Source organism: uncultured Campylobacter sp., from assembly GCF_938045345.1.
Lineage (GTDB): Bacteria > Campylobacterota > Campylobacteria > Campylobacterales > Campylobacteraceae > Campylobacter_B.
The window spans coordinates 1-19,636 of sequence record NZ_CALIMS010000046.1; the positions used below are offsets into that span (position 1 = coordinate 1).

At 46.6% G+C, this 19,636-nt stretch carries 19 protein-coding genes and 1 pseudogene; 8 read left to right on the plus strand and 12 right to left on the minus strand.

The window, feature by feature from the left end:
* The 3 genes and pseudogenes from Q0144_RS08055 to Q0144_RS08065 form a co-directional block, all read right to left on the minus strand.
* Positions 1 to 298 (minus strand): annotated as a pseudogene (locus Q0144_RS08055) (nitrite reductase); the annotation flags it as partial.
* A 28-nt stretch (positions 299 to 326) separates the two neighbouring features.
* Entirely contained in the window at positions 327 to 1,100 is a 774-nt protein-coding gene (locus tag Q0144_RS08060; protein ID WP_005870892.1) for an FKBP-type peptidyl-prolyl cis-trans isomerase N-terminal domain-containing protein, read from the minus strand.
* 52 nt (positions 1,101 to 1,152) lie between these two features.
* Positions 1,153 to 3,228: a multiheme c-type cytochrome gene (locus tag Q0144_RS08065; protein ID WP_298063156.1), complete on the minus strand. Its 2,076-nt coding sequence runs from the start codon at positions 3,226 to 3,228 to the stop codon at positions 1,153 to 1,155.
* A 279-nt stretch (positions 3,229 to 3,507) separates the two neighbouring features.
* Between Q0144_RS08065 and Q0144_RS08070 the strand changes: the two genes are divergently transcribed.
* The 3 genes from Q0144_RS08070 to Q0144_RS08080 are packed head-to-tail and all read left to right on the plus strand — an operon-like array spanning position 3,508 to position 6,319.
* Positions 3,508 to 4,590 (plus strand): ABC transporter substrate-binding protein, encoded by a 1,083-nt coding sequence (locus Q0144_RS08070; protein WP_298063158.1) that lies wholly within the window; start codon positions 3,508 to 3,510, stop codon positions 4,588 to 4,590.
* Entirely contained in the window at positions 4,590 to 5,600 is a 1,011-nt protein-coding gene (locus tag Q0144_RS08075; RefSeq protein ID WP_298063162.1) for an iron ABC transporter permease, read from the plus strand. Before Q0144_RS08070 ends, Q0144_RS08075 begins: the two co-directional genes overlap by 1 nt.
* Positions 5,597 to 6,319: an ABC transporter ATP-binding protein gene (locus tag Q0144_RS08080; RefSeq protein WP_298063165.1), complete on the plus strand. Its 723-nt coding sequence runs from the start codon at positions 5,597 to 5,599 to the stop codon at positions 6,317 to 6,319. Before Q0144_RS08075 ends, Q0144_RS08080 begins: the two co-directional genes overlap by 4 nt.
* A 19-nt stretch (positions 6,320 to 6,338) precedes the next feature.
* On the opposite strand, the gene Q0144_RS08085 is transcribed toward Q0144_RS08080, so the two are convergent.
* From Q0144_RS08085 to Q0144_RS08095, 3 genes are all read right to left on the minus strand, one after another.
* The gene (locus tag Q0144_RS08085) at positions 6,339 to 7,763 is read right to left on the minus strand and encodes a DUF3365 domain-containing protein (RefSeq protein ID WP_298063168.1); all 1,425 of its coding nucleotides are present in this window, start codon (positions 7,761 to 7,763) and stop codon (positions 6,339 to 6,341) included.
* On the minus strand, positions 7,753 to 8,442 hold the full coding sequence (locus Q0144_RS08090) for a response regulator transcription factor (RefSeq protein ID WP_298063171.1): 690 nt from the start codon (positions 8,440 to 8,442) through the stop codon (positions 7,753 to 7,755). Before Q0144_RS08090 ends, Q0144_RS08085 begins: the two co-directional genes overlap by 11 nt.
* Before the next feature lie 391 nt (positions 8,443 to 8,833).
* Complete coding sequence (locus Q0144_RS08095) at positions 8,834 to 9,439, minus strand: DUF6803 family protein (RefSeq protein ID WP_297994872.1); 606 nt, start codon at positions 9,437 to 9,439, stop codon at positions 8,834 to 8,836.
* A 313-nt stretch (positions 9,440 to 9,752) separates the two neighbouring features.
* On the opposite strand from Q0144_RS08095, the gene Q0144_RS08100 reads away from it, so the two are divergent.
* Positions 9,753 to 9,971 (plus strand): hypothetical protein, encoded by a 219-nt coding sequence (locus Q0144_RS08100; protein ID WP_295098473.1) that lies wholly within the window; start codon positions 9,753 to 9,755, stop codon positions 9,969 to 9,971.
* 925 nt (positions 9,972 to 10,896) lie between these two features.
* On the opposite strand, the gene Q0144_RS08105 is transcribed toward Q0144_RS08100, so the two are convergent.
* From Q0144_RS08105 to Q0144_RS08120, 4 genes are all read right to left on the minus strand, one after another.
* Positions 10,897 to 11,031: a hypothetical protein gene (locus tag Q0144_RS08105; protein ID WP_298063175.1), complete on the minus strand. Its 135-nt coding sequence runs from the start codon at positions 11,029 to 11,031 to the stop codon at positions 10,897 to 10,899.
* A gap of 148 nt (positions 11,032 to 11,179) precedes the next feature.
* Positions 11,180 to 11,596 carry a hypothetical protein gene (locus Q0144_RS08110; protein WP_291940165.1) on the minus strand — a complete coding sequence of 139 codons (417 nt, stop codon included), beginning with the start codon at positions 11,594 to 11,596 and terminating at the stop codon, positions 11,180 to 11,182.
* 267 nt (positions 11,597 to 11,863) lie between these two features.
* The gene (locus Q0144_RS08115; RefSeq protein ID WP_298063178.1) at positions 11,864 to 13,264 is read right to left on the minus strand and encodes a multiheme c-type cytochrome; all 1,401 of its coding nucleotides are present in this window, start codon (positions 13,262 to 13,264) and stop codon (positions 11,864 to 11,866) included.
* 10 nt (positions 13,265 to 13,274) lie between these two features.
* Complete coding sequence (locus Q0144_RS08120; RefSeq protein ID WP_298063180.1) at positions 13,275 to 13,832, minus strand: NapC/NirT family cytochrome c; 558 nt, start codon at positions 13,830 to 13,832, stop codon at positions 13,275 to 13,277.
* Between the two features lie 199 nt (positions 13,833 to 14,031).
* On the opposite strand from Q0144_RS08120, the gene Q0144_RS08125 reads away from it, so the two are divergent.
* The 3 genes from Q0144_RS08125 (at position 14,032) to Q0144_RS08135 (ending at position 16,856) form a co-directional block, all read left to right on the plus strand.
* A complete protein-coding gene (locus tag Q0144_RS08125; protein WP_297895917.1) occupies positions 14,032 to 14,877 on the plus strand; it encodes a fumarate hydratase in 846 nt (281 codons plus the stop codon).
* 10 nt (positions 14,878 to 14,887) lie between these two features.
* On the plus strand, positions 14,888 to 15,448 hold the full coding sequence (locus Q0144_RS08130) for a Fe-S-containing hydro-lyase (RefSeq protein WP_298063184.1): 561 nt from the start codon (positions 14,888 to 14,890) through the stop codon (positions 15,446 to 15,448).
* A gap of 379 nt (positions 15,449 to 15,827) precedes the next feature.
* A complete protein-coding gene (locus Q0144_RS08135) occupies positions 15,828 to 16,856 on the plus strand; it encodes a DUF3137 domain-containing protein (protein ID WP_298063186.1) in 1,029 nt (342 codons plus the stop codon).
* A gap of 462 nt (positions 16,857 to 17,318) precedes the next feature.
* On the opposite strand, the gene Q0144_RS08140 is transcribed toward Q0144_RS08135, so the two are convergent.
* Positions 17,319 to 18,644, minus strand: coding sequence for a hypothetical protein (locus Q0144_RS08140; protein WP_298063189.1), 1,326 nt, complete (start codon positions 18,642 to 18,644; stop codon positions 17,319 to 17,321).
* 35 nt (positions 18,645 to 18,679) lie between these two features.
* On the minus strand, positions 18,680 to 19,399 hold the full coding sequence (locus Q0144_RS08145; protein ID WP_298063191.1) for a TerC family protein: 720 nt from the start codon (positions 19,397 to 19,399) through the stop codon (positions 18,680 to 18,682).
* A 30-nt stretch (positions 19,400 to 19,429) separates the two neighbouring features.
* Here Q0144_RS08145 and Q0144_RS08150 point away from each other — a divergent pair, with 30 nt between their 5' ends.
* Positions 19,430 to 19,621, plus strand: coding sequence for a hypothetical protein (locus Q0144_RS08150; protein ID WP_298063194.1), 192 nt, complete (start codon positions 19,430 to 19,432; stop codon positions 19,619 to 19,621).
* The last annotated feature ends 15 nt before the right edge of the window (positions 19,622 to 19,636 follow it).

Sequence of the window (19,636 nt, forward strand, 5' to 3'; positions counted from 1 at the left end):
GCTTTTCTTTCAAATTTAGCGGATCGGTTTTATCCTGGATAAAAAGCCTCATCTGGCCTTTCGGGACTAAATTTACCTTCCTGCAAGCGATCTCGCAGTCGGTACAGCCGACGCATTTGTTCTGATCGAATATCATGCCGTAGTGCGGCTTTTTAGGCTCTTGCTTTTTGGCGCTCGCGTTTGCGTCTTGCGCGCTTTTATCCGCGCTGTTTTGCGCGAGTAAGCTTGAGGCGATTGCGCCAAGCCCCAAAGAGCCGAGTGCGGCGGATTTTATAAAATTTCTTCTTTGCTTTTGCATATTCTCCTCCGACTAAATTTAAGCAAAACTACTTTGTTTTGTTCGCGTCGTGAAAGCTTTTGGCCTCGCTCTCGCTAAGTTTTTTCGCCGCATCGGCAAGCTCGCCGGGCTTTAAAACTTTTAGTAGTTCGGCTTCAAAAATCACCACAGAACCCGCAGGAATTCTATCTACGTCCACGTTGCCGTAGGCTAAATTACTAGGGATTGTAAATTTATATTTCGAGCCCGTATTCATCAAAAGCAACCCCTCGCGCAATCCGTCGATTAAGCCTATCATAGAAAGATGCGCCGGAATTTTAGACGCGAAAGTATCGTCAAATACACTACCATTCGTCAAATACGCCTTGTAGTTCATCACTACTACGCTCTCAGGCTTTGGCTTTTCGCCCATACCTAGCTTTAGAATTTCATATTGAAGACCGGATTTCGTGGTTTTAACGTCCGGATTTTTGGCATTTTTCGCCATAAATTCCTTGCCTGCTTTTAAATTTTTATCAAGCTCCGCTTTGGAATTTGTTTCTACGATCTTATTTAGCTTATCGGCTCTTTGATTCAAAAGCGCAATAATTTCCTCATCTTTTAGTTTCTGCTGCTTTTTAAGAGCGTCCAAAAACCCCTCTATCACCGCATCTAAGTCGTATTTGACACCTAACGCGGCTTGTGAATGCAGCTGGTTTGAAACATAGCTTCCGGTGGAAGCTCCGATGCTATAAGATTCTTTTTGTTCTTGCGTAGTTAAATTCGCGCCCAACGCGCAGCTTGCCAAAACGATAGGCAAGAAAATTTTTAGTCTTTTTTGCATACATTTGCCTTTTAAATTTCGGGGCCGCGAACTTACGCGACCCCCGAAAGAATTATAAATTATTATTTAGAATTCTTTGAGCCTCTTTAATATACTCTTTAGCGGCCTCTAGCCTTTGCTTAGTATATTTAAAGCCATGCATACCCCATGAGCCGTCTTTTTCGATAAGATCGACGGTGTCTTGAGCTTTTTCTATTAGCTCATAGACGCGAGTTTTATCGCTGGAGTTAAGCTTTTTAGTCTCAAGGATCGAGTAAATTCCTTGAATACCGATCTTAACTTGCGAGAAATCGCTCTTAATCGGAGTTTGCCAGCCCATAACCTCATCATAAACCTGCTTTTGGTTCTTGAAGTGAAGCGTCTCTTTTAGCTCAGAAACGACAGGGCTGTGGCAGCCTTTGGTATCTTGCATATCTTTATCTGCCCACGAGGTTCGTGCGCACGACCACATAAGATCGACGAAATTTCGTCCGTCTTTATTTCTTTGGAAGTGCCAATCTTTCGCATCTCTTGGACCTTTGGCGGCATCGCCTGCGACTAGAGATTTTCTAGCAGGATCGATGTCGATCTTCCAGATGTGCGATCTTCTTTGAGTATCAAATCCCGCGTTGTCTTGGAACTGAATAGCGTAGAAGTTCTCGCAGCTCATCATAAACGGCATGTGGCAAGATGCGCAGGTGTTGTCTTTATGCGTATCGGCTCTTGCAGCGATGTAGGCTTGCTCTTGGTGGCAATCCTTGCACTCTTTTGTGATCTTAGGCTTTGTATAAAACGCGCTCAAATAGCCCTGCTCTGAGTTGTAATTTACGCCCTTGACGGTTTTATCGCCAACTACCGGTCCAGTGTTATCGTGCGGATCGTGGCAGGTTACGCAACGCATACCTTTCTCGTAGTGAGCGGTAAAGTAGGACTGAGAGCCTTCAGAGCCACATCCTGGTCCCATAGATTTAAATTTAGAGCTTAGAGATAGATCGGGCTTGCCGTTGTTTAGCGGATTAGCACGAGCTAAATCAGGGCTATAGTTAAATCTTTGGTGGCAGCGTTCGCAGTTTGAGGTTCTAAAATTTGTAGCGCCATCCAAGTGACCGCCCGCTCCATGGCACTCTTCGCAGGTGATACCCTTGGAGATAGTGTGCTTTTGAAGCTCTTTTGCGTTACCCAAAGCGGCATAGAATTCTTTTTTAGTTTTAAAATCGAATTTGAATGGGTGGCAGACTTCGCAATACGAGCTGTTTGCTTGGAAAAACATCGATTTTTTGTATTTCGCAGCATACGACGCAAGACCTCTTACGTAACCGCCGTTATCGCCGTATTCCTCAAGTGTGCCTGGGAATTCCGGAACAATCTTTTTAATCTTTTTGACCGTCTCATCGTCTAAATTTAACGCCCAAGTCCTTTGGAATTGGTTACCGCCGGCTACGATCTGACCGGTACCATCTCGTAGCAAACCGCCCTCTACGTGATAGGTTCCGCGTAGAAGCCATGCATCTACGTAGCCGAATTTTGTCCTTAGATGCCCCACGGTCGCATAAATTACGTCAGGGGTAATACCTTTTGGAAGGATCGACGCGGTATCCGGGCTAAATACCGGATCGGTTAGGTTGTTATTAACCTCCGGGTGCTCGCCCGGGAAGCGGATAGTAGTGGCGTGGCGCGATCTGCTCCATGTCTCATACTGCGCAGGGTGGCACTCGCCGCATTTTTCAGGGCCTATGAATTTATTTGGGAATTGCAAAGAAGATCCTGCAGGGATTCTATACATCATAGAGCTATAGCCCTTGCCGTCATCTCTTTTACTCGCCTTTGAAAAGTCAAATCCATGCCCTTCCGCAAGCCACTCCAAACCTCGGTCGTGAACATCCATCTTACCGACCGTCTTACCGCCGTATTTGGTAAAAATCGGGTGATTTTTAAATAGCCAGTCATACATCTCTCGCTCTTCTACGACGTAGTCCTGCAAGGATATGACGCCTCTGCTTTGCAACGTGCCCTTAGGATTTGCGATGACATCGCGCGATTTTTGCGACATTTCCATCTCATGCCCCATGCCTTCATCAGCACAGGCTCCTGCGGCAAAAATGCTAATACAGGCTAGCGCGCCTAGTAGCATCTTATTCCATTTTTTCATGGCTCCTCCTTTGAAAATCGAATTTTAAATTAGCAAAGTTCTACGTTCGAAATAATATCAACAAAAAAGGGTGAAAAAGGGAGAAATTTAATGAAGTCTAAATTTAACGAAAAGATATCGTAAATATTGATACTTTTTATTATTTTATTGAAATTTATTCAAAATCGCGCGTCGTAAAATTTAACCCTTCGGCAAAGATATTTTATAATACTATTTTATAAAAAATATTATTTATGGTATAATAGCGGTGAAATTTAACCGTTTTAAGGAGGTCTCATTATGGTTAGAAAAATTTTATTTATATCGCTGCTGCTTGTTTTTTCAAACGCCGCTACACTCACCGACGTTTTAGACAGGCAGGTTGAGGTAAAGGACAAGATAGAAAAGGTCGTTTTGACGTTTTATTTCGAAGAGTACTTCGTAACCACGGGTGAAGAGGGCGTTTCGAAAATCGCAGGATGGTCCAAAGGATACTGGAAAGGTCGCAGAGAAGCGACGTGGCAGGCTTTTTTGAAAAAATTTCCGAGCATAGATCAGATCCCCGATGTGGGCTACGTCGGCAAAAACACTCTATCGTTCGAGCGCATCGTCTCGCTAAAGCCCGATGTGGTTTTGTTTGCAAAAAACGATTACGAAAAAGTTAAGCAAAATTTGAAAAATTTAGATAGCTCGGGCATTGCTGCGGTGTTCGTAGATTTTCATGATGAAAATTTACAAAACCACATGAAAAGCATGGAAATTCTAGGCGAAATTTTTGGTAAGCAAGACAGGATAGCCGAAGTGAATAAATTTTATAAATCAAAATTCGAGCTCGTAGAACAAAGGCTCGCCAAAGCCAAAAATACGACCAAGCCCAAAGTTTACGTAGAATTTAGCGAAAAGGCGGGCGCTAGCGTTTTCGGCGTATCGTATGACGATAAGATGTGGGGAGCCTTCGTCAGCGCCGCCGGCGGAGAAAATATCGCAAAAGGGCTGATAAAAGGCGCCTCCTCGCCGCTCAATCCGGAATTTATAGTCAATAAAAATCCCGATATTATCATATTTGCGGGGAATTATTTTCCAAACGGCGGCAAGAACATCCCGCTAGGCTACGGCGTAAGCAAGCAGGAGGCCGCGGCAAATTTTAATGATTACGCCCAAAGGAGCGGCTGGCAAAACATAAACGCCGTCAAAAATCATAAAATTTACGCGATCTATCACGATCTAAGCAGGCATATTTTCGATTTTGCGGGGATTTTATTTTTCGCGAAAAAAATACATCCCGAGCTCTTTGCAGATATAGATCCTGCCGCAGAGCTGAAGGAATTTTTCGATAAATTTTATCCGGTCGAATTTAGCGGAACGTGGATGATCGATTTTTAATGTCCGCAGAATTTTATAAAAGCCTCGTCTTTAGAAAAATTTTATTAATATGCTGCGGCACGGGGCTTTTATTAGTTTTATTCGTACTTGATATAGCAAACGGGCCCGCAAACTACGGTTTTTTTGAAATTTTACAATCCTTCTTTTCGCGCAGCGCAGATAAAAACCTAAGCGTTATAGTCTTTGATATGAGGCTGCCTGCGGCTATAGCGGCTGTTTTAGCGGGAGCGAGCCTAGGACTTAGCGGCGCCGTCATGCAGACCCTACTAGCAAATCCGCTCGCTAGCCCCTACACCCTAGGAGTGGGCTCTGCGGCGGGCTTTGGAGCCGCCGTCGGCATAGTATTTTTTGCGGGGAATTTTTTAAGTATAGGATTTTTTGCATTTTTCTTCGCTATTTTAAGCATCGTTTTCATATACCGTTTATCAAATCGCATAAATCTAGGCTCTTCGGGCATCATTTTAATAGGGATCATTTTGGTTTTTATCTATCAGAGCCTGCAGGCCTTCGCGATATACGTCGCGGATGAAGCGGAGGTTTCGAGTATTGTTTTTTGGACCTTCGGCTCGCTTTCAAAGGCGAATTACGCGAGCTTATCGATTATGCTCGTCGTATTTGCGGCGGCATTTTTTATATCGCTTTACAATGCTTGGAGCTTTAACGCGATCTTACTAAGCGACGAAATAGCTCAAAGTATGGGCGTTTGCGTGCGCTCTTTTAAAATAAAAATGCTGATCTTAGCCTCGGTCTTAACCGCTACTTGCGTCTGTTTCGTGGGCACGATCGGCTTTGTTGGACTACTGGGAGCGCACATATCTAGAATTTTAATAGGCGCGGAGCAGAGATTTTTCCTTCCGTTTTCAGCCCTGATAGGAGCTCTGCTTCTTTCATTTTCATCGATTTTGAGTAAAAATTTAATAAGCGGCGTAATCTTTCCTATCGGCATAATCACCTCATTCATCGGGGCGCTGTTTTTCCTAGCGATCGTGCTAAATAAGGGGCGCGGATGAGGGTTGAGGGCTTAAGCTTTTCATACAAAAACAAAGAAATTTTAAAAAACATAAGCTTCGCCGTAAACGAAGGCGAAATTTTAACGATCCTGGGCGTAAACGGCGCAGGCAAAAGCACGACGATGAAATGCTTAGCGGGGATTTTAAAAACGGATGCTAAGATTGATCTGTGCGGCGCGAGCGTCAAGGAGATCGGCTATCTGACGCAAAATATTATGCAAGAAGGCGGACTTAGCGTATTTGAGCTGGTGCTTTTGGGCCGCATTTCGAAGCTAAATTTTAAAGTAAGCCGCAGCGATCTGCAAAGGGTAGAGCATGTGCTAAAGCACGTGGGCATCGAGCACCTCGCAAAAAGAAGCTTTAGCGAGCTCTCCGGGGGCCAACAGAGGCTGGTGCTCATAGCTATGGTTTTTGCAAAAACGCCTAAAATCATGCTTTTGGACGAGCCTACCGCAAATTTAGACCTGCTTCATCAAAAAGATATATTAAATTTAATAAGAGACTACACGAAATTTTATAAAATTTCGACCGTCATAAACATCCACGACATCAATCACGCTCTGAATTACGGCGATAAAATAATGGTGCTGCATGACGGCGAGATAGCGTTTCTAGGCGCGCCGAAAGATCTGGATACAGCCCTACTGAGCGAGGTTTTCGGCGTGGAATTTGAACTTCTTCAAAACAGAAGCGGCAAAAAATTTATCGCAAATTTTTAGCGCTTCTGCGCGGATTTGATCAAATTTGACGAAAAGAAATCGTAAATATCGCGCCTTCGTCGGAATTCGAAGCGCTTATGCTCCCTCCGTTTTTTTCGATTATCATCTTACTCATGTATAGCCCGAGCCCGCTGCCCTGCTGTTTCGTCGTAAAGTGCGGCTCAAAAATTTTATCTAGCTGCGCTTCGTCGATGCGGCTTGCGTTATTTTCGATCGTGATTACTCGCTCGCCCTGTTTTAAAAATGAGCAAATTTTAATCTCGCGCCGTTTAAGCGGCACGTCCAAAAACGCCTCCTTTGCGTTGTTTATGATATTTATGAGCACCTGGATGAGCTCGTTTACGTTGCCATAAAGCGTGAAATTTTCTTCTATCCGCACGCTTATGTCGATGACGTGCTTTTTAAGCGAGGCATTTAAAATTTTACGCGCCTGCTCGATCGCCTCGCCGGCGCTAAATTCCCTCTTCGGCATGTTTGGGTTGAAGAAATTTTTAAAATCCTCGATCGTATCGCTCATAAATTTCACCTGCTCGCCCGCATCCCTGATGCCGCCCTCGAGCCTCTCGTTTGAAAGCTTGCCCCGCTCGCTATAAAGCTCTAAATTTATGAGCGTGGAGCTGATCTGCGATAGCGGCTGACGCCACTGATGCGAGATATTGCCGATCATCTCGCCCATGAGCGCGAGGCGGCTTTGATTTATCATCAAAAGCTGGGTTTGCATCTTTAAAGTCGCGTTTTTTTTGTGAATTTTATAGATACAAAATATGCAGATCAAAAACACCACAAGCAAGCTTAGGCCGCTAACGACAAACTCTTTGGTGTGATAGAGCAGAATGCTTTTTATCGGAATTTTAAAGCTTATCATCGCGATCGTATCGCCTAGGCCACCTTTGAAATTTCCCACATCGCCGTAGAGCTCTTGCATCTTTTTAGGCGCTGCGTTGATGCTGTGGCACTCGGTGCACGAAGGCTGAGAGTTTGTTATCGGCAGACTCAAAAGATACGAGGCACCGCCCTTATCATAGACGATTCTGGAGTATTCTTTGTATCTATTTTCTTTAAAGCCCTCTAAAATTTCATTCTCAAACTCGCTTCCCTCGTGCTCGGGATTGAGTGGTTCGGTAGCGACGAGCTTGTAGTCGTAGTTGATGTGATTTTTGGCGAGCTGAATTTTATAAATTTCGCGCGTTATGTAGGTCGAGGACATCAGCCTCGGATCGAAAAAATCCTCGCTTAGAAGCTTTTTTTCTTTAAGCTCGTTTATTAGCGGGCGCTGCACGGTCGAGACGTAATCGCGCACCGCATTCATCGTATCTAGGATATAAAACGCCTCGCGCCTCGTGTCCTTTAGCGCAAGCTCGCGGTAGAAGTTAAAAACCAAAGCCGTAATTACGATATATAGCAGCACGAAAACCGCTACGATAAATTTAAATTTATACTTCAAAGAGATACCCCACCGCATATAAATTTTTGATCACGTCCTTGCCGATCTTGCGGCGCAGCTCTTTGACGATCGCCTTGATCGCCTCCTTGCTGGGCTGCTCGAACTCCCACATGTAGTCGAATAGCTGCTCGTAGGTTACGGTTTGATTTTTGCGCGCTAAGAAGTACTCCAAAAGCTTGCTCTCGCTTTTGGAGAGGTGACAGGCGCTGTCTTTGACGTAGATGATCTTTTTGGCAAAATCATATTTCAGCTCATCGTTTATACTCAATATCGGCGTGTGATTTATCAGCTCCGCAGCGACGTCTTGCAGCGCCTTTATAAAGGCGTTTTTGTCGTACGGCTTAGGCAGATACCTAGTGATCTTAAGCTCCACCGCCCGCCACAGATACTCCTGCTCGGTGTGGCTCGAAAGGATCACGATCGGCACCGAGATGCCGGCAGCACGGATCTTTTTAACGACCTCTAGCCCGTCCATATGCGGCACACCGATATCAAAAACCAGTGCGTCGTACGAACCGCTCATCGCCTCATCAAGCGCCTCCAACCCGTCCTTAACCCCCACTACTTCGCCGAAAAACAGCTGCAGCGATTCGATTATATTTTTTAAAATCCCGGGCTCATCCTCTAGGCAAAGAACCCTTTTATTGGACAAAACATCCAATAATTCGTAATCTTGCATACTCTATCCGCCTCCAAGTTTAGCGCATTTCATTCTTAATCGTCTCTTAAAATATAACTCGCTTAAATTATATAAATTTAGCATTAAACTAACGTTAAAAAATATACCAAAGCGGTTTGCACACCAATTTAGACCTCAAACCGCATATGTGCGAGCTTTGTGCCTGCATAAGTTGGATAAAAATATCACAAGAACATAAAAAGGCGGGGCGATAAGCTTGATATTAAATTTTACCGCCTCGCAGGCGGTATATGAAAGGCGGTAAAATTTTATTTGAGAGGTGCTTGCATATGCATTTCGCAGACAAAGGCAATCAAATCATAAAGATCTATCAGCTCCGCAGCTCGGCGGAATAGAATTCAAAATTTAGCCCAAGCCGGGCATGCTAAAGTTAATGTGAATGCTCCATCTTTGAGTGATCCATGCCGCCATGATCCATATTCTCCATCGAGCCATGATTCATATGCGAATGATCCATCCCCTCCATCGAACCCATATCGTGGCTCATCCCACTCATCGAGCCATGATCCATCATAGAATGTTCCATGCCGCTCATGCCTGGATCGGTCATTCCAAAAATCATCGCGACGTGTCCTAGCACCAAAAATACAATCAGCGCCAAGAAATGAAATTTAAGCCTAGCTCTAAATTCCGCTCCTTTTGCGATAACTCCGAGCTCCAAAAGTAGCAGCACTAGCGCAGGCAGCGCCGCTGCTACGTATGCCGCCAAAGCTAAAGCGTCCGCAGCGCCACGCAAATGAATAGCGGGCAAAATTTTAACCGCTACGTAAATGATTAATATCGTAAAATAAGCGCCGAGAATGATGCTAAGGCATTTATTGATTTTTAGTGCCAAAGAGCCCTCCTTCGCGCGGTACAAGCTAAAAAATTCGCTCGCTACTATCGCTTCTGCTAAGCCCATCGGCACCGCCATAAATAAAATCAAATTCCACGGCTGATTTGCCATCAAAAGTTCCATGTAATTCGTCATTGCCATGTTTTCTCCTTATTTTGGTTTAAAGGGCGCAATTATAGCGGCTTTCGGTAAAAAATTTTAAAACAATAGATAAGATTAAGTGCGCCTTTAATCTTATCTTTCCGTAAAACGATTTGGGCTGCGTCTTAAAACTCGCTCACAAATATTAAATTTTAATCTCGCCTCGCACGCCGCCTCTTCGTATCTAACGTGAAATTTAGAAAATTTATATTTGCAGATGCAGCTGCATTAAATTTAGCCAAAACGCTTTAAATTCCGTAAAATTTCAGTTTTGTAAAGATAAAATTACGACATTTTTTAAAAAGGATTTAAAATGAAAAACACCCTCTTGTTCGCCTGCGCGGCATTATTTATATGCGCTTGCTCCGCTCCAGAGCATCCAAAGCCAGGCGTTTCGCATTGCAGCGAGCCCAAAATGGACGAGGCGTCACATCAGATGATTCAAATTTGCGGCGAAAGCGAGGATCCGCAAATCGAAAATATGCAGTGCAACGAAAACGGACTTTGCTTCGGCACCGCAAAAATCAGATAGCCGAAGCGTCTTGCGGGTGCCAGCGCTAAATTTAACTATTTTAAAGCCGAAACCGAACGCCCGCAAGCGTTCTAGGCCACGCTTTAAAATTTCGCCCGCAATTTAAATTTAGACCCGCTTCACGCGCTGATGCATTTTATCTATCTTATTTTAGCTACGCTCGCCGATTGATCGAGCTGCTCTTGGCGCGTAATTAGGATTTAAAAGTAAGCGCGGCTCACATTTCATAAGTTTAAAATTTTAAAGCGGCATGCAATTTAAAATTTCAGGTCTCTCAAATGCTAGCCGGTGCAAAATTTCGCGCAAGCTCAAAATCCGCGCCAGGCAATTTTGTGCCGCTGCAAAATTTCTAGACCACAACTCCGCTCGGTAGAATTTTTTGGCGGTGCAGATGGAGGCGCAAAATCTGTGCCACGCAACCTTGCACGGATCACACCCGCCCAAATTCCTATGCCGCACGCCGAGACTCATAATCTAATCTCGCTACAAGATCGCTTGCGAAATAGTACAACATCCTTGGTCGCATAGCGCAACCTTGCTCACTGCGTGGTCGAGATCCATAGCTGTAGTGCAAAATGGCGCAAAATTCTTTGCCGTGCGGTAGGAGTTCTCAGAGCAAAAAAAGGCGCGGTATCCTCTACCGACGGTGCAAGTTTACAATCTAGCTCACGCCTTAGAATTCTGTCTCAAACTCATTGCTTAAAATTTCGTCTAAAAAAATCGCGTATGAGAAATTCCGCTTTATCTTTACGGCTTAAAATTTCGTATGGATCGCACCGAGCAAAATCTCGTCACTGCGCGACGTAATCTTAAAATTTCAGCGGTGAGCTCGTAGCGATATTAAATTATGCTTCATTATTACGACTTAAATTCTATCATAAGCCCGCAGATTTAAAATTTTACTTCAAACGACGCCGTAAAATTTCTACCCTTGCCTAGGCACATATCTCTCGGTGCCTGCGCCGCTCGCACTTAGCGGTGACGCTATATCTTTGCCGATAGCAATCCTCGCACAGGGCGCCTGCCACAGCGCGTAGAAAACAAAGCGCGCCTCTTGCATAATCGTAGCCTCTAAAAAATTTTAAGCGACCGCAAAATTTTAAAATTTAAAAGCAGCCTTCGATTAAGCCGATTTTTATAAATTTGGATTTGCTTTGTAGCAGCGCAATCTGGTGAGCAAGGCGCAACTATAAGTTACGCAGCTAGCTTTACGTCAGCTGCTTAAACATTTCGATCTGCTCCTTCGTAAGCTCGATCAAATCATCGTTTGCGTATTTAAGCGATGTCTCCAGGCTTGCGATGAGCTCCTTACGGACGAAGCTCACGCTAAAAAGCGTCGCCCAAAATCGCGCTCCGCTGCCCGTGCTCGGATCTTCCAAGACCGCTCTAATCGCAGCTACCGCAGCAGCATCGTCCGCCGCACCTAGCACCTCGTCCACGAGCGGATATTCACCTGCGCCGTCGCCCTCGTTTAGCGAGCGCAAAAGCGGCTCAAGCGCCTCGTCGCAGGGATTATCACGCAAAAACTCCCGTACCGCGCGAAACTCTGCCACAAGCTGATCTGAAAGCTGCGCAGGCATCGGCTGATGAAGTCTCAAAAAGTCTAATGCCGTTTGCTTGTCCATACAATTCCTTTTAAATGATATGCGCGATTGTAGCTAATTTTGGATTGCAAAGAGATAAATTTACTCTAATTTATCAGCTACTTCCGTCATAAATTCTCAATAATCTTAAATAATTAGACAGTGGTTTTTAGGGACGATTTTTGATGGCTTTGCGGATTACAAAATAAAATTCTAAAATTTTGTGCAAATAAAAAAAGCCCCCGCGGACTGCGGGGGCTTATAAGCTTGATCTGTTTAGTCTGGCAGAATTTGGCAGACTAAAAAGGATTATTCCTCGATCTTGCCGGTTTTGATGCGGCGCTCGTAGATTTCGCGCATCTCTCTGATGTCATTTTTGACCTCGAATACGCCGTGCCAATGCGAATAATCAGGTCCGCCCATTAGCGCGCCTTGGCGCATTCTGCGACCCTCGTGGTGCCATGAAACATAGTAGATTCGCTGGAACGCATCCGCCCAAGGATCGTCTTTTAGAAGTTTCTTTTCCTTAAGCTCTTTTAGCATCTTAGTCGCTTCGTCGTTGTAAACGTTATATAGAAGTACCTGCTTATCGCCCATCTCGAAGAAATTATTCGTGTGGGTCTTGGCGTGGCATTCTTTGCAGACTTGCTTCATCTCCGCGCGCGCCGCCTCAGGACCGTTTAGGTTACCCGCCAAAGGATTGCCGACATTTAGTTTGCCGGTATTTAAAAACTCGCTTACCGCGGTCTCATTACCGCCGGTGCGTAGATTGCTCTTAGGCTGCCACAAATTCCACTTCAAGCGTTGAGATACGTTGTGAGTGGAGTTTAGATCGCCCACACCGCCGCTCATATGGCAGGTCGCACATGTAGGAGCGCGGTAGTCAGGAACCGCCCAAGTACCAGGAGCACTATCGAATTTCCACTCATTGCCTTCAGCGTTAAATACGTGTCCGTGCATTGAGTTATTGTAAATTTCGATATCCGGATGATCAGGTCCTAAGTGGCAAGATGCGCAAGCGGCAGGCTTACGAGCTTCGGCGATCGAAAATTTATGACCCGAGTGGCATGATTTGCATCCGCCTACGCTACCGTCCGGATAAACCGTACCGATGCCGTAAACGGGCCAGGTCTCTTTGGTAGGCTTGTTATGCTCATCCATTTTAACGACGCTACCGTGGCATTGAGAGCAGCCGGTAATATCAGGTGCATGTTTAAGATCAGGGATATCACGTCCTTCGTAGTGATACATTAGATCAACTATTCCTTTGTTGGCTTGCATTTGCATAGCGCCTCTTGCGTGACCGCTGTTTTCAAACTCTTTAACCTCGTTGCTGTGGCATTTGGCACAGGTTTTTGGGCTAACTAGCACCGAAATATGATTGTCTGTGTCTTTCGGATGCGGCTCTTTAGCTGCCATAGGGCTATCTGCTGGCTGCGAGTGGCAGTCGGTACAGCTAACGCCTACGTGAGCGTGGCGGCTCATCTTCCAATCCGCAACGACGCCCGGAGTTTTTTCGGCATGGCACTCGACGCAGCGTCTAGCTAGCGGCGTAAGCTGCCTATTTACCTTTAAATTCTTCGTAAGACTAACGTTTACAGAATTGCTTACGTTCGCGTCCGACGCGGACATATTCGCATGCTGCGCGGGCATTTCTGCGAATGCAAACGATGCGATACAGGCTATTAAAATAGCGACTTTTTTTAGCATTGCTTCTCCTTTACTTGGTTTTGTTATTTTCTTGGTTGTATTTATCCCAATATTTGGTGATTTCGATGCCTAAATTTTTATGACCGACGTTTTCGTGGCACTGCACGCAGGTTTTGCCGGTAGTGCCCGCGAAATAATCCCTATGCGCGAGCCAGGCTTTATTTACTTGATTATTCTGCTCTTTTAAATTTCGATGGCAGCTTAGACAGCCGCTTTCATAAACGAAATGATTTCGCTCCTTACGTTTTTCTTGCCAGTCGATCTTATCTGCGTCGGTAAAGACCGTCTTGTAGACATCATTTGCAGAGGTTAGAGCCTTGGTCCAAAGATACATAAAGGTATTTTCATGAGAGACGTGACAGGCGACGCAATCAGCTTTGAAGCCTTGCGGGTTATTGCCGCCATGAACGTCATTGTGAAAGGCGTTTGCCATCGGCTGCATCGTATGACAGGATACGCAGAATTTATCGGTGCCCGTAAGGTGAACCATCTCCGCAATCCCAAGAGAAAGTATCATTCCTATAAGCACACAAGCGCCCACGAGCAGCACAAGAGTTTTCTTTTTCATAGGTTTCCTTGATTTTAAAATTTCTTCGCAAAATTTTTAGTATTTGATAATTCGAAAAGTGGTATTTTATTATAAAAAGATTAAAAGCCGCTTATTTTCTAACCTTTTGTTAAAATTTATTAAATGAAGATAAAATTTTAAACTAAGTTTTTAGTTTAACGGAATATAATCCATTAAAATTTCAATACAAGGAGAGATCATGAAAACGATCCAAGCGGCTGAGATTACAAAAGTAGTCAGCGAGCTTTGCAAAAAAGCCTGTTATCACGTCACGCCAGATATGCGCGCGGCATTTGAGAAAGCGCGCGAGAACGAGACTTCACCTATCGGCAAAGATATCTTAGGCAAGCTCTTGCAAAATGCCGATTTGGCGGCGAAAGAGGTCGCGCCGATCTGCCAAGATACCGGTATGACGGTGGTTTTTGTCGAACTCGGTCAGGATGTACATATCGAGGGCGGATATCTGGAGGATGCTATCAACGCAGGCGTCGCGGACGGCTACGTAGGCGGCTACCTACGTAAATCCGTGGTCGCAGAGCCGCTTTTTGAACGCAAAAACACCACAAACAATACTCCTGCGGTCATCAATACCCGCATCATCCCCGGCGACAAGCTTAAGATTAAAGTAGCTCCTAAGGGCTTCGGTAGCGAAAACAAATCGGTACTAAAAATGCTCGTTCCCGCAGACGGCATCGAGGGGGTAAAAAAAGTATTTTTAGAGGCTGTTAAATACGCTGGTCCTAACGCTTGCCCTCCTATGGTCGTAGGCGTCGGTATCGGCGGCACGATGGATAAGGCGGCGCTTTTGGCCAAGCAAGCCGCGGTTCGCTCGATCGACAGCAGAAATCCCGACGAGCGCTACGCCAAGCTAGAGGATGAGCTACTGGAGATGGCGCGCGCTACGGGCGTCGGTCCGCAGGGTCTGGGCGGCATAAATACCGCCGTTAAGGTAAATGTAGAGTGGTATCCGACCCACATAGCGGGGCTTCCGGTCGCCGTTAATATCAACTGCCACGCGGCTCGCCATGCCGACGCTGAACTATAAGGAGGAAATCATGTCAGAAGTTAAAAGAATTACCGCACCTTTCGATAAAAGCGTAGTAAAAAGCCTAAAGGCGGGCGATAACGTCCTAATCAGCGGCACCATCATCGCAGCTCGCGATGCCGCGCACAAGGCTCTAACCGAAACCCTCGCTCGCGGCGAGAAGCTACCCGTAAATTTAGCGGGCGAGACGATATATTATCTGGGACCGACCCCTGCCAAACCGGGTCAGGCTATCGGTGCCGCAGGACCTACGACTAGCGGACGCATGGATAAATACACTCCGGCGATGATAAACGAAGTGGGCATCAACGGCATGATCGGCAAGGGCTACCGCAGCGACGCCGTAGTCGAAGCGATGAAAAAATCTGGTTGCGTCTATATGGTCGCTATCGGCGGAGCGGGCGCGCTGATTAGCCAAAGCATCAAAAAATATGAAGTGCTGGCCTATCCAGAGCTCGGCCCCGAGGCGGTTGCGCGACTTACGGTCGAGGATTTCCCAGCTATCGTAGCGATCGACAGCGAGGGCAATAACTTCTACGAAGTCGGACAGGCGCCTTATAGAAAAATTTAAATTTTCTAGCGGCGTCCGCGCGGCGCTTTTTGCAGTGCGAGCGTTCGTAAATTTATCGGCGTTCGCTCGGGCATCCTAAATTTCGCAGCATAATTTGCGGCGTTTATTCCGCGAAATTTTGCGGCTCGGCGCAGTGGAATTTTATAGCGAAATTTAAATCGCGCCCGTAAAATTTTATCTCTTTTACGGCACGGAATTTTTAAAATTTCGTGCCGCTTAAATTTCTACCAAGATTCCGCCTTTGCTTCATTTAGACGATCCGCCGCTAAAATTTAACCATAAATTTACGCAAGTCTAAATTTTAAAATTTCGTCGCCGTTCCTAAGCGAATTTAAAGCCTGCAAGCGTCATAATCGGATTTAAATTTTAGGAGGGGCGATTGAGCGCGAGCGAGCTGGAGAAGATCAGGCTGGGGCTTTTGTATAAGGCGAAAAGAAATACGATCTTCGTGGCGGCGTGCATGCTCGGCTACGGCGTGTTTTTGTTATACAAGCTACGCGACGGAGGAGGCATGGCGGATTTGTTGCCGTTTATCGGATTATTTGCGGTTGTTCTTATAGTAGCCGTTTTGTGCGATCAGGCCTCCATAAAAGCTACGATAATCCAAGCCGCGGGTCTTTTTATAATATGCCTATTTCTAGTTGATTTACAAAATCGCCCCACGATTTCCAAATATATCTTACTCGCGATTATGACTTTAATCTTGGCCGCTTCGAGCTTGTTTGTATTGTTTAGAGACTTTAAGCAAGACTATTCGGCAAAATTTCGGTGCGCTTTTAAAGAGCACTATCTAATGCCCTATTTTAAGGCGTTCGGCTATCGATATGAAATTTCAGGTGATATCGATCCCGCCAAACTCAAGCTCTCCGGGCTCTTTTTTCGACTAGATAAATTCAAAGGCGGCAACGATAGGGTCTCGGGCGTTTATGACGGCGTGAAGTTCGCATTTTGCGACGTGAGCTTATTTAATAGATTTTCGGAAAGCGAAATCCTCGGCACCTTTTTCTGCGCGGAATTTAACAAACGCATAAGTGCCAAAACCCTGATTTTTCCCGCTCGCGCCGGCGCGCCGAACACCCTCGGGCTAAAAAAGATCGATATGGACGATGCGGAGTTTAACGTCGCCTTCGCCGTGTATTCCGCGGACGCGGCGGGCGCGATGTATATTCTAACGCCCGCCTTTATGCGCAGGCTCTTGCGCTTCGCAGGCGCCGTAGCCGCGCCCGTTAGCCTTAGCTTCGCAGATAGCAAAATTTACATTTTCGTAAATACGGGGCGCGACAATTTCGAGCCCGACATCGGCGAAAGCGTGTTGCGCCGCGACCCTGCCGCGCAGCTCAAGCGCGAGCTTTCGCACTTTTTAGCGATCGTAAAAAACCTAAAACTAAACGAAAGAATTTGGAGCTAGCGGACGGACGGCTCGTCGCAGCTTTGCGTGTCACAGCCTCGCGCACTATAACTTCACACGCCGTGCTGCGACCTCACGCGCCGTAAAATTTGGAATTTTAAAATTCCGCTTTTTGATTTCGCGCTTTGGAATTTCACGCGCCTTAAAATCCCGCGCGTTTTGAAATTTAAAATTTTAATCCACGCTACGAAATTCTGCACCGTAAAATTTGAAATCCTGAAAATAAAATCCGCGCCTTGAAATTTTACGCTTTGAAATTTAAAATTTTAAAATTTCGCAGCCGAAATCTTACGCGCCTGAAATTTGAAATTTTGTCGCGCCTTGAAATTTTACAACCCCAAAGCCTTGAAATTTAAAATCCAAATCCGCTTGCTGTGGAATTCTACGAAATTGCGAAATTGAGAAATTGAAATTCCTTGAAGTTGCAAAATTCCGCAAGGGCTGCCGTTTGAAATTCGCCTTTCAAAGCATAAGGCTAAGCAGCAGCAAAAATCCGATGAAGCTTAGGGCGTTGCCGAAGGAGCCGCCGATGTGATCGCCGAGCCGCGTCAACACGAGCGCGCCGCCTAGACGCAGACCTATTTGTAGCGCCACGCCCGCGATAAAATCCGCTACGCGCCGAAGTCCGCTGCGCGTATCGCCGAGCTTCATGCCGCGGCTTTGATTCCAAAGCCCGCTTACGCGGTAGTCTTTGTAGCGAGCGCGGAGAATATCGCCGTTTTGCAGCTCGAAGCTCTGCGAAGCGTCCTTCGCCTTGGCGGGTACCGTGGCTTCGGCAGAGCGGGTGGAATTTATAGAATTTGCTGCGTTAGTAGAATTTGCAGAGCTTGTGGAATTCGCTGATTTCGCAAAATTCTTGATGCTCGCAGAATTTGTGGAATTTTCTGCGCCTAAATTCTTAAATTTCATGCAATTTTTGCCGTCCGCAAGCTCCGCTAAATTTTGATCCGCACGTAGCGCGCCGGAAACGATCTGCAGCTTGTTTTCGCCCGATAAATATAGCCCATCCAGCGCGAAGCCATAATAATAAACGTCGCCGCTTTGCAGCACGCGCACGCCGCTAGCATAGCCCTCCGCTTCGCCGCTTCGCTTGGGCTCTTTGGAGTGCGAAAGCGCTGCGAATATGCGTCCGAACTTTGCGGCGCGCCAGTCTCTTCGCATAAACCTAAAGCTGCAATATGCAAAAGGCGCGAGGACGGGTAGGGCTATAGCCACCGCAGGATCGCTCTTTTCAAAAATAAAGATTATGCAGTAGATGCTCATTGCAGTCAGCGCTACGCCGAAGGCTGCGAATATCGCGGCGAGTGCCGTGCTACCGGCGTCCTTCCAGCGCTGCGCGCCCAGGCTTAGATTAACGAAATCTAGCGGAAGGACGGAAGCGGCGGAGTTTATGCCGCTACGATCTTTGTCCGATAAATCAGATACCGCAGAATTTTGACGTACACTTGCCGCGGTATAGCTATGTGCGTCGTAGTCTAAATTTGCGGTAGCGGGATTTCCGCTACTTGAAACTTCGCAGCTAGGGCGCAGCGCGGAATTTTCACCGCTTAAATCGCTGCGGGCGGAATTTGAGCTCGAAACCTCATATATCACCGCCAGCTCGTCTCCCTCGCGTATCGGCAGATAAAGCCCGTCGCGTTTTAAGTCCAAAATTCCCGCAAAGCGCAAGTGCTCCAGCATAAAGCTAAATTTCGCCGTGTCTGCAGCCGCGGGCTCAAGCTTGAAATCCCTGGCCGTGCCGCGAGCAAGCTTGATACGTCGCGGCGAAAGAAATTTAGAAAACCCCATGAGCGCCTTTTAGATCTCGCAAAATTTTGCCCCGCCTATTTCGCGGCGGATTTTTTGCGGATCTGGATATTGATGAGTTCCACCAGCAGCGAAAACGCCATCGAGAAGTAGATGTAGCCCTTAGGTATGTGAAAGCCCAGCCCGTCGGCGATCAGCGAGACGCCTACCAAAATCAAAAATGCAAGCGCTAAAATTTTGATCGTCGGGTTTGCGTCCACGAAGCGCGCGATCGCGCCGCTAGCGAGCATCATCACGCCCACGGCGATGATCACTGCGAGGATCATCACAGGTAGGTGCTGCGCCATGCCCACGGCGGTGATGACGCTGTCGAGCGAAAAGATGATGTCTAAAACGGCGATCTGCACGAGAGTGCCGCCGAAGCTTGCCTTGCCGCCGCCGGCGCTATGCTCGTGCGCCTCGCCGGTAGTGCTGGAGTGGATCTCGAGCGTGGATTTGACGAGCAGAAACAATCCGCCGCCGATCAGCACGAGATCGCGTCCGCTAAAATCGCGCGTAAGCACGCTAAATAGCGGCTTGGTAAGCCCCATGATCCAGCTTAGGCTAAGAAGCAGCAGTATGCGCGTGAACATCGCAAGCGCGAGCCCCATTATACGGGCGCGTCCGCGCTGTGCCTCGGGCAGGCGGCCGCACAAAATCGCGATAAATATGATATTGTCGATGCCAAGCACGATCTCAAGCCCCGTGAGCGTCGCCAGGCTGATCCATGCCTCGGGTGAGGCGATCCATTCAAACATCGGTTTCCTTTGGGTGAAATTTAAGCGGTGATGATAGCGAAAGTTTGGTTAAAATTTCTAAATTTTACCGCCTTCGTGCGCGAAACTGCGCGGGGAATTTCGGCGATGCGATGCGGACGGTTTATCTTGGAATTTTACCGCAAGACTATTTCGCTAAAAGGCGCAAAGCGCCGCATGCGCGGCAGAATTGCGGCGCGTGGAATTTTAATGGCGGAATTTTAAAATTTAGGCTATAAA

Coding starts and splice junctions, on each gene's coding strand:
- Q0144_RS08070 (WP_298063158.1), top strand. CDS start 3,508: ATGGTTAGAAAAATTTTATTTATATCGCTGCTGCTTGTTTTTTCAAAC.
- Q0144_RS08090 (WP_298063171.1), bottom strand. CDS start 8,442: ATGCAAGATTACGAATTATTGGATGTTTTGTCCAATAAAAGGGTTCTT.
- Q0144_RS08145 (WP_298063191.1), bottom strand. CDS start 19,399: ATGTTTGAATGGATCGCCTCACCCGAGGCATGGATCAGCCTGGCGACG.
- Q0144_RS08130 (WP_298063184.1), top strand. CDS start 14,888: ATGTCAGAAGTTAAAAGAATTACCGCACCTTTCGATAAAAGCGTAGTA.
- Q0144_RS08095 (WP_297994872.1), bottom strand. CDS start 9,439: ATGGCAATGACGAATTACATGGAACTTTTGATGGCAAATCAGCCGTGG.
- Q0144_RS08125 (WP_297895917.1), top strand. CDS start 14,032: ATGAAAACGATCCAAGCGGCTGAGATTACAAAAGTAGTCAGCGAGCTT.
- Q0144_RS08115 (WP_298063178.1), bottom strand. CDS start 13,264: ATGCTAAAAAAAGTCGCTATTTTAATAGCCTGTATCGCATCGTTTGCA.
- Q0144_RS08105 (WP_298063175.1), bottom strand. CDS start 11,031: ATGCAAGAGGCGCGCTTTGTTTTCTACGCGCTGTGGCAGGCGCCCTGT.
- Q0144_RS08150 (WP_298063194.1), top strand. CDS start 19,430: ATGATAGCGAAAGTTTGGTTAAAATTTCTAAATTTTACCGCCTTCGTG.
- Q0144_RS08060 (WP_005870892.1), bottom strand. CDS start 1,100: ATGCAAAAAAGACTAAAAATTTTCTTGCCTATCGTTTTGGCAAGCTGC.
- Q0144_RS08100 (WP_295098473.1), top strand. CDS start 9,753: ATGAAAAACACCCTCTTGTTCGCCTGCGCGGCATTATTTATATGCGCT.
- Q0144_RS08120 (WP_298063180.1), bottom strand. CDS start 13,832: ATGAAAAAGAAAACTCTTGTGCTGCTCGTGGGCGCTTGTGTGCTTATA.
- Q0144_RS08140 (WP_298063189.1), bottom strand. CDS start 18,644: ATGGGGTTTTCTAAATTTCTTTCGCCGCGACGTATCAAGCTTGCTCGC.
- Q0144_RS08075 (WP_298063162.1), top strand. CDS start 4,590: ATGTCCGCAGAATTTTATAAAAGCCTCGTCTTTAGAAAAATTTTATTA.
- Q0144_RS08080 (WP_298063165.1), top strand. CDS start 5,597: ATGAGGGTTGAGGGCTTAAGCTTTTCATACAAAAACAAAGAAATTTTA.
- Q0144_RS08110 (WP_291940165.1), bottom strand. CDS start 11,596: ATGGACAAGCAAACGGCATTAGACTTTTTGAGACTTCATCAGCCGATG.
- Q0144_RS08065 (WP_298063156.1), bottom strand. CDS start 3,228: ATGAAAAAATGGAATAAGATGCTACTAGGCGCGCTAGCCTGTATTAGC.